This is a genomic window from Virgibacillus phasianinus (assembly GCF_002216775.1).
GTDB classification, from domain to species: domain Bacteria; phylum Bacillota; class Bacilli; order Bacillales; family Amphibacillaceae; genus Virgibacillus_F; species Virgibacillus_F phasianinus.
Map to the genome: position 1 here is coordinate 3,821,765 of NZ_CP022315.1, position 12,554 is coordinate 3,834,318.

At 41.8% G+C, this 12,554-nt stretch carries 14 protein-coding genes; 3 read left to right on the forward strand and 11 right to left on the reverse strand.

Annotation, left to right across the window (positions count from 1 at the left end):
• Window positions 1-116: 116 nt before the first annotated feature.
• From CFK37_RS18555 to CFK37_RS18600, 10 genes are all read right to left on the reverse strand, one after another.
• Window positions 117-1,361, reverse strand: coding sequence for a cytochrome P450 (locus CFK37_RS18555; protein WP_089063271.1), 1,245 nt, complete (start codon window positions 1,359-1,361; stop codon window positions 117-119).
• 49 nt (window positions 1,362-1,410) lie between these two features.
• Window positions 1,411-1,647 carry a ferredoxin gene (locus CFK37_RS18560; RefSeq protein WP_089063272.1) on the reverse strand — a complete coding sequence of 79 codons (237 nt, stop codon included), beginning with the start codon at window positions 1,645-1,647 and terminating at the stop codon, window positions 1,411-1,413.
• A gap of 336 nt (window positions 1,648-1,983) precedes the next feature.
• Window positions 1,984-2,118 carry a hypothetical protein gene (locus tag CFK37_RS20580; protein ID WP_281251598.1) on the reverse strand — a complete coding sequence of 45 codons (135 nt, stop codon included), beginning with the start codon at window positions 2,116-2,118 and terminating at the stop codon, window positions 1,984-1,986.
• 64 nt (window positions 2,119-2,182) lie between these two features.
• On the reverse strand, window positions 2,183-3,016 hold the full coding sequence (locus CFK37_RS18565) for an alpha/beta hydrolase (protein WP_089063273.1): 834 nt from the start codon (window positions 3,014-3,016) through the stop codon (window positions 2,183-2,185).
• Window positions 3,017-3,186: 170 nt separating this feature from the next.
• Window positions 3,187-3,561 carry a DoxX family protein gene (locus CFK37_RS18570; RefSeq protein ID WP_089063274.1) on the reverse strand — a complete coding sequence of 125 codons (375 nt, stop codon included), beginning with the start codon at window positions 3,559-3,561 and terminating at the stop codon, window positions 3,187-3,189.
• A 135-nt stretch (window positions 3,562-3,696) separates the two neighbouring features.
• Complete coding sequence (locus CFK37_RS18575; RefSeq protein WP_245837259.1) at window positions 3,697-4,329, reverse strand: hypothetical protein; 633 nt, start codon at window positions 4,327-4,329, stop codon at window positions 3,697-3,699.
• A 21-nt stretch (window positions 4,330-4,350) separates the two neighbouring features.
• A complete protein-coding gene (locus tag CFK37_RS18580) occupies window positions 4,351-5,085 on the reverse strand; it encodes a gamma-glutamyl-gamma-aminobutyrate hydrolase family protein (RefSeq protein WP_089063276.1) in 735 nt (244 codons plus the stop codon).
• A 93-nt stretch (window positions 5,086-5,178) separates the two neighbouring features.
• A complete protein-coding gene (locus CFK37_RS18585) occupies window positions 5,179-6,426 on the reverse strand; it encodes an FAD-dependent oxidoreductase (protein ID WP_089063277.1) in 1,248 nt (415 codons plus the stop codon).
• 271 nt (window positions 6,427-6,697) lie between these two features.
• A complete protein-coding gene (locus CFK37_RS18595; protein ID WP_089063279.1) occupies window positions 6,698-7,243 on the reverse strand; it encodes a DinB family protein in 546 nt (181 codons plus the stop codon).
• A 26-nt stretch (window positions 7,244-7,269) separates the two neighbouring features.
• Window positions 7,270-8,262 (reverse strand): M23 family metallopeptidase, encoded by a 993-nt coding sequence (locus tag CFK37_RS18600; protein WP_245837260.1) that lies wholly within the window; start codon window positions 8,260-8,262, stop codon window positions 7,270-7,272.
• Between the two features lie 262 nt (window positions 8,263-8,524).
• Between CFK37_RS18600 and CFK37_RS18605 the strand changes: the two genes are divergently transcribed.
• The 3 genes from CFK37_RS18605 to CFK37_RS18615 all read left to right on the forward strand — a co-directional run bounded on the left by CFK37_RS18605 (window position 8,525) and on the right by CFK37_RS18615 (window position 11,539).
• Window positions 8,525-9,937 carry a purine-cytosine permease family protein gene (locus tag CFK37_RS18605; protein ID WP_245837261.1) on the forward strand — a complete coding sequence of 471 codons (1,413 nt, stop codon included), beginning with the start codon at window positions 8,525-8,527 and terminating at the stop codon, window positions 9,935-9,937.
• A gap of 143 nt (window positions 9,938-10,080) precedes the next feature.
• The gene (locus tag CFK37_RS18610; RefSeq protein WP_089063280.1) at window positions 10,081-10,827 is read left to right on the forward strand and encodes an alpha/beta fold hydrolase; all 747 of its coding nucleotides are present in this window, start codon (window positions 10,081-10,083) and stop codon (window positions 10,825-10,827) included.
• 130 nt (window positions 10,828-10,957) lie between these two features.
• On the forward strand, window positions 10,958-11,539 hold the full coding sequence (locus CFK37_RS18615) for a GrpB family protein (protein WP_089063281.1): 582 nt from the start codon (window positions 10,958-10,960) through the stop codon (window positions 11,537-11,539).
• Between the two features lie 337 nt (window positions 11,540-11,876).
• Here the strand turns inward: CFK37_RS18615 and CFK37_RS18620 are convergent, their stop codons facing one another.
• Window positions 11,877-12,386: a YfiT family bacillithiol transferase gene (locus CFK37_RS18620; protein ID WP_089063282.1), complete on the reverse strand. Its 510-nt coding sequence runs from the start codon at window positions 12,384-12,386 to the stop codon at window positions 11,877-11,879.
• Window positions 12,387-12,554: the final 168 nt, after the last annotated feature.

Consider the following 12,554-nt stretch of genomic DNA (forward strand, 5'->3'; position numbering starts at 1 on the left):
TTAAAGCCTGCATTTTATGGCAATAAAAGGTGTCCATTTTGAAATGAATTTGATCAAAATGGACACCTTTCTAAAAATCTAAGTTTTATCGGCACCTCCTTATATAGTGTTAACCTCTACCTATACACCTTCATCGGTAAATGCCTTAACGATTTTCCTGGTGCTGAATCGGTTAGGTTACTCTCCAAATCGAATGATTCTACGGGCTCGATCCGGGAAAACTTCTGGATAAATGTTTTGAGCGCAGTCGTCAATTCTAATCTTGCAAGGGGTGCACCCATACAAAAATGCGGTCCCTTTCCGAATGTCAGATGCTTTTTATTTGTTGGACGATGAATATTAAACGTAAATGGATCCTCAAACACTGCTTCATCCATATTCGCAGCACTCATCCATGCAAAGACGACATCCCCTTTTTTCAGTTCTTTTCCCAACAAGTTATTGTCTTCCTTAACTGTACGATCCCGTTTTGAAATCTGGAAGCGATAGCGAAGCATTTCCTCAACAGCCTTTGGAGCCAAGTCTAAATCATTTCTAAGCTCCTCATACAGGGATTGATCATCATAAAGCAATGAATAAAACGTATTTGCCAGCGCGTGACTGGTTGTTTCGACACCAGCACCTAACAGTGCCATTGATACTCGTACAATTTCATCATCGCTAAACTTTTCACCATCCACTTCAGCTTTTATTAAGTCGGAAATAATGTCCTCAGATGGATTTGCTCGTTTCTCAACAACAATTGGGTAAAGATATTGATAATATTCCTTAGCGGCGGCCTGTTTCTTTAAATCTATTTCCTTCTGGTTTTCTTTGTCATAAGGTTGAAATAGAACGTCAACCCAATGTTTAAACTGAGCCTGATCTTTAATAGGAACGCCAAATAAGTCGGCAATAACCATACTAGGGAATGGTGCTGCCAGTGCTTGAACGATATCAACTGTAGAATTTTCCTTACTATCTTCCGCTATGTTTTCCACAAGTTCATTTGCAATTCGTTGAATCCGCGGTTCCCACCCCTGTAAACTGCGGGGAGTAAAAGCCGCTGAAAATAGGGTGCGTTTTTTCCGGTGTCGAGGAGGATCGACGGAATTTACGTTTACACTATCGGGAACGGTACCCTCTTCGTTATTGGCACCTACCGAAATGCTAGTTCGATCCCCTTCACTTGAAAAGAATTCATAGTTAGTCAACACCTGTTTAACGTCTTCATACTTAAAGACATGCCATGTATTTGTTTCCTCATGAAAATGAATCGGATTGTTTGTTAGCATTTCTTTATACCAATCTAGCGGAAAAAATTCCTCAGAACTAGACTTAAACTCTTGTACATCTTTCAATGAAATAGTTTCTTTATTCATTAAAGATTACTCCCTTCTAATTTAAAAACATTCGGTTAATAATGACTCTCTATTCCTGCTTGCCAAATGGCTGATCGGAAACTTTAATTGAATCCGTGGGACACTCCTCAATAGCTTCTTCCAGTTCATCGAGTTTGCTTTCTGGTATTGGGGTGTACCCCCGATTCTGGTCCTGCTTCACAAACGCCAGTCCCTCATCATCAAGATCAAAAATATCTGGAGCTATTCCCTCACAATTTCCGCAGCCGATGCAAGTATCCTGATCAATAATCGCATATTTCACCATCGTTAAACCTCCCATCATTTGGCTATGTGCATCATTAAAGTTTCATCTTATTTATTTTGAAATCGACTTAATGGTTTTTTTTATGACCAATTAGTCACTTTCATGCTATCACTTCCTCTAATGATCAAACAAGGGGCTTTCGAATGACTTTCGAACTAGAATCATGTCTATGGTTCTAGTACTTGTTGCATGCTATTGAACTGTAATTTATATTTTTAGGGAAGCTTTTGTTAAAACTATCATGTTTTTTGAACAAAGGCTAAGAGGCTGGTGTTTTTGAAAAGAAAAAAATCCACTTTGCTCAAAATGGATTCTTTGTTTATGTAGATTAAACACCTACTTATTTTTAAGATTTTCCTTCATTAGCTGTGCGATTTGCTGAGTATTTTCCGCTGGTATTTGTTCGAGTTGCTCAATAACTATGTAAATTTTTTCTTCATTTGTAATTTGAAATTGTTTAGGTATGTACATCTAACACCCCTCCAAATTTGATTGAAATCCCTATGTTATCAGCAAATTACTTATATATAACAGCCTAAACAAATAAGTCTGCCAAGGTTTGAGCAAATTCTTTTGGCTTTTGTACATACCCTAAATGTCCGCCGGCGATCCGTTGAATGGGCAGGTCTAGCTTTTCCGATAAGTCTTTGACGACATCTTGGGGGAATGAGCCCACGGAATCTGTTCCATTGAACAAGATGATTTTATCCTTTTGTTCGGTTAACTTATCTAAATCGATTTTACGACTTGTATACTGGCGGATTTCATATTGAAACCAAAAGGCCATTTCCTTCAAAACTGGATTATCGGCGTTTTCGTTTGTAATGGCAGGTTTGGCCATCATTTGGGCATCAATTGGGGCGATATGCAATGTTTCACCAAACAGTTCCATGGCGGCTTGCATCCCTTCCGTTTGGAAAAGCTCGACAATTTCAGCATTCTTCGTCTGCCAATATAATGAATCAGCCAAGAATGTGTTAATAGGAGGTTCATGAAGGGCAACTTTTCTAACAAGATTAGGATAATCCTGCAAAGTTTCCATAGCTACGATTGCGCCGGAACTGCTCCCCAGAATATATACAGGCGCGTTGCTAAGATGTTTTGCTAAAGCAGCTACATCGCTGGCGTCCATTTCAAGTCGGTAAATACTATGTGGATTTTTTGCATCTTCTGGCAATGATTCTGTTAAGCCACTGTTTGAAAAACCGCGACGGTCAAAAGTAACGACTGTATATTTATCCTGTAAGAATCTTGCGGCCTCTGCAAAGATATCACCGGTGCCATTCGCTCCCGGAATTAAGATTAAAACAGGGCCTTGTCCGACTGTTTCATAATGTAAGTTGGCGCCGTGAACGTTCAAATAACTCATTATAAAATCCACCTTTCAATTTTTAGGCAGTTGGATGAATGGTAGTCCATTATATACAAATTTCTCTGCAGTTCATAAGCGTGAAATTATTATCATTCCAAGTCCAATTGTTTTCCTGTTCGGGAAAGGGGCAATTCTCATTAAAGAAAAGTGCCCGCTTCTGAAATACTCTATCTATTATCTTTTCTTCCTAGTGTCAATGCCCCAGCAATAAGTGGAAACTGCAGGGGTAAACGTAACCATAGGACCCAAGGATTCGCTTGTTTTCCAGGCTGGAATGATATTTTTTTCACAGCCATGTACACATTTGCTGGAAACACAGCGACCATAAAAAGTGCTAAGAGTTTCCCCGTGATATGCTGTCCTTTTTTCACCCAAAGAATAACGGAAAAGATCATTTCAAAACCACCCGAGACCAGCACGATGGCCCGCCTAAAGGGTAGTGTTTTCGGGACAATCCTGCGAAAGCCTTGTTCATGGACGAAATGCAAGACACCGGCTGCAAATAAGATAATAGAATATAGTATTCGAAAAAATAATTTCATATGTATGTCACCTTTCCTATTTACTCTTTTATAACCTTTCCTAGAAGTGTTCAAACTAATATTAGGTAAGGTAATAAAAGGAGTATTTTCTATCTCTTATATTCCTCTGCCTCGTTCAACGTAAAAGGCAAAGTGCTACCCCATCAGCTCCTCAATATCTTCTCTACTATAATTGTCGGCCACCCCAGGCTTTGTGCTGAGGTAATTTACTACCTCTGTCCGATCAAGCTTTAATGTATTCCGTAGCCCATTAATAATCATCCCTAGATATTGTTTGGATGGTTTGGTAACTGGCACATCCGAGTCAAAGTCGGCTGTAAAGGTAAAGATTGGATATCCGTCTTCTTCACCGACGTATAAAAGGGTTCCATACCAGGTATCTTTTAATGTCCTTAATCCCCGCTGCTTTATGTCATCTAAATCCATATCGATTGCGACGCCATTTTCCTGTTTGACGACATCCTTAAATTGCTCCTCTGTGATTAAGTATTTTCTGCTATATGTATGATGTTTTTCTTCCTTTTTCAAGCCGATGAAGGCTACCCCTTGGTTTTGCCAACGGGCTGATGCTTTTGCAAAATACAGCGGGTGCTGCATGATATGGGTAGCTTCCTTAATTGGGAGCGAATTGTCGCTGCAGCCTATCTCCACATCTGCGGACCCTTTCGGCTGCCCGCCTTCTATGTAACACAAAAACCGCTCCCTACTTAAATTGGAACCATAACTCGCATACCACACGTAGTTTACCTTGTCTGTTTTCGTATCCAAAATCATCACTCCTAACTGGATTTATGGTGTGGCGTTTTTACATTCATTGATAAATTCCTGAAAGATTCCCTGCATCAATGGATCCTGGCTAGCCATTTCCTCAGGATGCCATTGAACTGCCAGCCACAGCGATGAGGACTTGTCGATTCCCTCAACCGCTTCAATTATACCATCTGGTGCAACCGCCACTTGTCTGAGACCAGGTGCAAGTTTGCCAATTGCCTGGTGATGCATGCTGTTGACCCGGACTTTCGTGCGGTTAAGAATTTGATGCAGCTGACTATTTTGCTCAATTTGAATTTCATGGGTGGGCTCTGGTCTTGCTGTTTGCTGAAAATGGTTAATGGCGTTGGGATTATTGGTTTCAATGTCCTGAATAACGGTACCGCCCATCGCAACATTTAGCATGGTAATCCCTCGGCAATTGGCAAAAATCGGTTTTTTCTGTTCCAGCGCATATTTTACAAGACCCTTTTCGATCAGATCCCGTTTTTCATTCGTTTTATGAATTCTGGGAGCCGGATTTTCCCCATATGAATTCGGATCAACATCCTCCCCACTGCTTAAAATAATCCCGTCACAGATGGAGACCCACACTTCAGGCATATCCTCGGTTCCGGTTGGAATAACAATTGGGATGCCACCAGCTTTGATCAACGCTTTAATATATTTCTCATGCAGGTTAACACTCATCATGTTGTTGTAGTTAACAATGGAGCTGGTGATTCCGATTACAGGTTTTTGTGACTTTTTCATTTGATGAACTCCTTTGGTTGCAGTTTAGCTAGTAGTTTGTGATGAATACTAAAAATTAATCATCCTTTACTAACCGAACATGCATGTGAGGAGCTAAAAGTCCGATTCATTTATCTGTTTAAGGGCCTCCTTAGCGACATGATCTGGATTTGGCTGATTGGCAAGAAGTTTCTGAATTGGTTTAATTGCTGCCTCAACACTAACGAATCGCATCGTTACATCACGAAGAACAGCAATGGCCCTGCTCCGGTGAAACATGAGTCCCGCCAGACGACGGGAAGTGTTCTGAGCGGTTTCAACTCGAGGGCGTTGTACCTTCTCATAAGCTTGGAGCAGGGAATTTACATTACCTGGCTGTGCATAACGTAAAATGCGCGCTAGTATCCATGCTGATTCCATGGCCATTCCAGCGCCTATTCCTGCTGTTGGCAAAAAACCTGCAGCTGCGTCTCCAAGTAATACGACGTTGCTACTGGACCAGACTGGGGCCTTGCAGTCTTGGAGCGACCAGTAGTAGGGAGCAGGATCATTGATGATAGCGTTCAGACTGCTGTCCAGTCGCGGGCTGATTGAAGTAAGCTTACGGCGTACTTCCGTGACAAAGGGGCTCGGTCCCACTTTGGTGTCTGCGCGGGGACCTCCGAGAAAAACGCCAAGTTCCCCTTTGACTGGGTATATGCCAAGGAAAAAGCCAGCGCCCCAGAGTTCCTCGCCAAGATCCATATTGGTGTCTTCAGGAGCCCAAACTACCCAGCCGCCCCACTTTGTGTCTACCACATCAACCGTGTCACCATCGAGTATCAGGTCGCGGGTGGTTGAGTGTAGACCGTCAGCAATTATTATTAAGTCAAACTCAAGCTGACGTGACTCGCTTTCGGCCTTGAAGGTCACATTGGTTCCGGACAAAGACTCTGATATTGCGGTTACCGTCGTTTCGAAACTGACGTTACACAGGTCGGAGGTTAGTGTCTCAATCAGTTTTCCTCGTGCAATACCCCGGTAGTCCCCGTAACGATCCAGAATGCTAGCCATCGAATCAGCGCGCACCATCCGTCCTGTGTGGGTATGGAACCCGTACCGAGCAAGTGGAATGCTGTTCTTCCGGTAGTGTTCGCGTACCCCAAGGTCATCAAGTGCCTGATCCACCATCGGCATCAAGGCCAGCATATAGCCGGGATGGCCTTCATCTTTATTCCGTTCGATCAGCACCGGATGCCGCCCGTCACGTCGAAGCATCTGTGCAGCCGTGATACCAGCAACCCCCGCACCGACAATCAATATCCTTATATCATCTCCAAGTGCTAGTTCATACTGGTCATTAATCGTTGTGGACTTCAGCATATTACCCCTCCCGTTTCCTATTTGTCTAAGTCATCATACCTTTTTTTAAACAAAATCGAACATGTTTCCCAACAACTTGCCAAAACCCCTTACGATCGAATAGATTAATCGGAATGGTAATATAATCAACTCGGGTATCCAAAATAGTAGATCCAAAACATCTAAGATTAAATCAAAAAATGAATAATGATGGCTATTCTTGCTTTTTTTGATGACTTCTTTTTTACTTCTCCACCATTCTCTCATTTTACCATTCACTCCCCTTTTGCTTTCATTTCCCTTCCTGCTTTCTTTTATTGTGCTTTACAATTAGTCGTATTTGCCCGCGGTGGTTTAGTTCATCTTCAAATACATGGAACCAGCGGAAATAGTTATTGGCTGAATAATCTGGTCCGAATGGTGATACCTCATCCAACCAATTGTCTCCTCTTTGTTTGAACAGTTCCAGTGTATTGGACCGAACCTTATTTAGCTGTTCGATATAAAAATCAATTCCGTTATGATGGATTTCCTGATGGGCTTTTTCACCTAGACTTAATCCGACCTCAAGCTTCTGCATTTCTTCCTCGTTAGGGTCCCGGTCTTCAAATGTCATGATTTGATAAACTTCCTCAACACATGCCATGTGATGAAGGAGGCAGCCGACTGAATTCCCTTTCCCATCGATCCGGTAATCAAGCTCATCCGCTGTTAATCCATTTACTGCTTCCAATGTGGTCAAACGCGTATATTCCATCATGGACAGCAGTCTTCCTATCGCAGGTGTGTACCCTGTCTTTTTATCAACTATAAATCTCGTATCTTCTTTTGCATGCATTTTTTTGCCCCCTTATTTAAAATTTATTACTTAATCGGTTTTATAAAGTCTCCCTGGATCGGCTCTTTGTCCCCTTTAAGTTGGATGCGAATTGATTTCCCGTTAAAAAAGTCAAGTGAACTCATTACCTGAAAATGTATATGAGGCTCACTGGAATTCCCTGAATTTCCGCATTCACCTAGAACATCTCCGGTTGTCACATGGTCCCCTTCTTTGACAGTGATTGAATTTTTCTTGAAGTGGGCTAACAAGCTGTACTCACCATTCGCATGTTTAATAATTACGTGGTTTCCAAGCGGCTGTTCGGGATTCATCACTCCTGGAACATTATCTCGGGTCCCATCAACAGCCTCAACAACCGTACCAGCGGCCGGTGCTGCTACTTCCTCACCAAAGGCGTAGTAATGTTTATTTTTGGCAGGGTTACCATGGTGGGTGCTGCCGTTTTTCATAATCACCAAATCATAGGCATACCGTTGAATGGGCGACAGATAGTGATAATTAATCAACTGATTTGTCCCGCCCCATAAAACAAACCAATTATCCTTGATCGGCATGGCGTATTCATTTTCCGTGTAAATCCGGTCAGTCTTAGGAAAAGATGCAAGTGGCGCTATTTGGAGAATTTGAATCGTGCCATGTTTATCAAACACAACCTGTAGCCCCTTTGTTTCCTGTTCATCGACCCAGACATACCGATTTATATGCTTCGCAACTGAAAAACTGCTTTCCAGTTCATATTCGTTTACACCCTGATTAAATGAGACAGCCAAACGTTCAAAATCGGCAAATGACACATTCTCCTTGAAAGATTCACTTGTCTGTTGATAAATCTGTGCGAATTCCCCTTGTAAAAAGGCTTCACCGAATTCATCTGGTGCGATCCTGTCCTGCTTATGCTGCACTTCCTGGATCAATTCATCACTTACTTCAACTCCATTGACGTTCTGCCCCGGCACTCCGGATAAAGGAATTAACCCAGCGGAGAGAATTGCTAGTAAACTGCTTTTGACCTTCAAATGAACATCATCCCTTCCTAATATTAAATTCTGCTACTATTGGTACGTTCTTGTTGTGAAAAAGTTTCCTTAATTCGGTGACTTTATGGTTAGACGCCATGTGTAAACGGGCACCCCTTGAATAAATATGCGGTTAGCGATATGATTAATGAATGCGAAGGTAAGAAAAAGGAAGATTTTTGTTTTTTTGGTTACTGTTTGTGAATTGATTCACAATATTAAGGAGGACGAATAAACAAAATATAATTAAGGAGATGTTCGTTTGAAAGAAGAACAATCGAATGTACAAGTCATTCAAGAAAACCAATCCAGTAACGAAGATGATTATTCTTTAGGCCGCGTTCCTCGCAATCATAGAACTATGGGTTGGGTCAGTGTAACGAATATCACATTTGGTATCGCTACAGCAATTTTTTATTTCCAAATGGGCAGCGTGATGGCTTTGCAATTTGGTGCAGCCAACGCGATTGCCTCAGCTATCTACGCAATTGTCATTGCAGGCGTGCTTGGCACAATTATCGCATACCTATCTGCCAAATCCGGGATGAATGTCAATCTATTATCACGTGGAGGCGGATTCGGTTATATCGGAGCTTCGTTAACCTCCCTCATATACGCATCCAATTTTATCATGTACTGCGCGTTTGAAGGTTTAATTCTGGTTTCAGCCATCCATACTTTTTTTCCAGCCATTCCCGAATGGTCACTCAAAGTCTTTTTTGGCGCACTCGTCATTCCCCTAAATTGGTTTGGCATTAAGCAATTAGACAAATTGCAAAAATGGTCTTTGCCGATATTCGCAATCTTCCTATTTACCGCTATTGGTGTATCGATTTTTACACCTTCACTATACGATGGTTCCGTCCTATCCTTCATGCCGAATGGCGTACAATTTGGCGGAGAAGCATTACTTCTTTGCATCGCAATGCAAAATGGCTTAATTGGTCTTACCGCATTATTATCATCTGATTATGCCCGGTTCCTGAAACCGTCAGACATTAAAAAGGGCTCTGTCGCAATCGGCTTTATCCCGCAGATTTTCTGTTATGGGGTGATGGGAGGTCTAGGCATCTGGTTCGGTGTCCGACTGGGTGAACCAAATCCGGGTGTATACATTGTCATGCTGCTTGGCATCGGAGGAACTTTATTTACGATGCTGACACAGCTTCGGATCAATGTCACTAATATTTACAGCAGTTCTTTATCGTTATCCAATTTCTTTGAAAACATCTTCCACTTTACGCCAGGCAGAAGGTTCTGGGTTGTAGTGGCAGGGGGATCAGCTATTGCCCTGATGCTCGGTAATATTGTGGATCATTTGGATACGGTGATGACCTTCCAAGGTGTTTTCTTGTTCTCATGGGCTGCCTCGCTTGTCGCAGATGCACTTGTCGTCAAAAAGGTGCTAAAAATCGGTCCAAAATATTTCGAGTCACGTCAGGAATATCTGTTCAAGTGGAACCCTGTCGGTGTCGGCGCCCTACTTATCTCCAGTGCACTTGGAACAGTAGCAGCACTTGGATTTATGGGCAGTTTTCTGCAAAGCACGGCCGCCTTCTTCTCCGCGGTGCTGGCAGCAATTCTAACTATTGTCCTTGCAGTACTGACAAAAGGCAAATACTATTTACGGGACAAGCCGAAAGATGTCGAAGAAGAAGATATGATTGCATCTTGATTCATACCCAACAGTGGAGAGCCTCCTTCTCCACTGTTTTTTTATTGAAAAAGTCATTGCCTATGGTGTACGACAACAACTTATATTAACTTCTGAAAATTCGTGATATAATCACACTAAACGGAATGGGTGGAGGGATTTGTATGGATTTGTATTACGAAATTAATGGTAAGGGGCATCCTGTGGTTCTCCTCACTGGTGGTGCTGATGTACGGAACTGGACATTTGTCGAACCATTTTTAGCGAAACACTACAAGGTCATTGCTTTTGACGGACGTGGAACCGGGAAATCACCGTCCCCTTTAGAAGATGTCAACCATGTTGAAGATTTACTGTCTCTGCTTGATCATCTAAAAATCAATCAGGCTACGCTTATCGGTCACTCCATGGGTGGTCAAATTGCCACTGAATTCGCTTTGCATTATCCTGAAAGGGTTTCAAAACTTGTTTTGCTTGCACCTGGATTAGCTGGATTTAAATATTCAAAGGAATTTGAAGAGAATATGAAAAAAGTTCATGAGGCTGCACCCGATATCGATAAGATGGTTGAACTTTTGCTCAGTGACTCCTCATATCGTGTTTTAACGGCTGGTCCTCACCGGGATTTCATGGCTAAAATGCTTAAACATCATATGAACCGAATGTTTGAATGGCCAGCTGTTCAGTTAATTTGGCCTAAGCCAACGGCCATCGATAGATTAGGAGAATTGACGATTAAAACATTGGTAGTAATAGGTAAGGAGGATTCACCCGACAACCTTCGTGTTGCTAATTACTTTAGGGAGCACTCAGAAGCCCAAGTCGTAGAAATACCAGGTGCTGATCATATGGTCAATCTTACTCATCCCGAGGATCTGTGTCATCAAATTACGGCTTTTATGAAGGAGTGAAAGTTTACTATACGCCAAGGAGTCAGCAATTTAATTAAAGTGCTCGCTTCCCTATGGATAGTTGCAACTTAACAAATGTTGTGATATTTTCAAATACTAGATTGTTAGCGGAAAGGAGGAATTGCCAGCAATGCAGGATGGTATTAATTCAGAACAGATTAGTGATGAAGGTTTACAGAAGGTCACGGTTGGAGAGCGTACACCACATAATGCGAAAATCACCCTTTTAGAGTATGATCCAGGTTGGCCAAAGCTGTTTGACCAGGAGGCTGAGCGGATTCGTGCCGCACTCGGCAATAAGGCGTTGCAGGTGGAGCACGTTGGATCAACCTCAGTCCCAGGACTGTGTGCCAAGCCCATTATTGATATTCTACTGGTGGTGGCGGACTCTGCCGATGAGGAGTCCTATCTTTCCCACTTGGAGAAAGCGGGTTACATTTTGCGTATTCGGGAGCCCGAGTGGTTTGAGCATCGAATGTTCAAAGGGCCCGATACAGACATCAATCTGCATGTATTCAGCAAAAAGACATCAGAAGTCGATCGCATGCTGCGCTTCCGTGATTGGCTGCGGTCCAATGATGCCGACCGGATTAAATACGCACAGGTCAAAAGCAATCTGGCTAAGCGTGAATGGCGGCACGTGCAACACTACGCGGATGCCAAGAACACGATCGTTCAGGAAATCATGGAACGGGTAAGAGCGGGGAAGTAGAGTTGTAGGTTTGAATTTGTTGTTTCCATGCTGAGGGGAAATTTAATGCATAAAGTAAATCCGCCTTTTCAATATTCAAGAGAAATAAGATAAGAGGTTCCTTATAGGGAGCCTTTTCTCACCTGTACGTGTTTAAGATTATGTTATCTAGTTACTAAAAATTACATCAAGACCCACTAATAATAACAGGGCGCTGCCTAGGTCCGATAAGTTTCTCTGTAAACCAAACATCGCCCTGAAAAACTTCTAAGAAAAAAATTATTTATCATCTTCAACATGATATTTTTCCATCAACTTCTGGGCTTTTTAAACCCCCATCTACGCCTATTCGTTTGTATTATTTTGATAATGCGATTTTTATATGGGCTAAGTGGTGCTCTTCGTGCCAAGCTAATTTAGCTACCTTTGTTGCAACTGTTATTTTACCGTTTTCCAGGTGCGTAAAAGCTCGATTTAATTGTTCTTCAGTTAAACTATTTCCTAAAGACACGATGCGCTCATTTATACCTTCTAGCAGTTTAATAGAACATTCTACAGGAAGTTTTGTATCCAGTTGAATAGCCCATTTTTCTTGATCAAAAGCTGGCACTATTGGATTTTCATCTGTTAAAGCCAGCTTCAAACGTTGATACATATTCAACTGAGAATCTGCTATGTGATGAACAAGTTGACGAACTGTCCAGCTGCCATCACGATATGTTCTGCTTAATTCCGCATCACTTAATGAGTCAACAGTTTCTCTTAATCGAATCGTGTAAGTTTCGATTTCCTTTAGCCATTCTTGAATATTTTCTAATGTTACCTTGTTAGGAACCTGTAATTTCCCAATTGGATATCTTACATCCATTTTCAATCCCCTCTTTTCTCTTTTCCTTATTTTTTGATAAATAAATTATTTCATAATCCTTGTTATATTTTAACATATATATCAAATTACCCTGTTAAGCGTTATTCGAGAATTACTAAAAACCATGTTTCACTGGTCAAAAAATTAAACTTTATAGATCTAGATGAA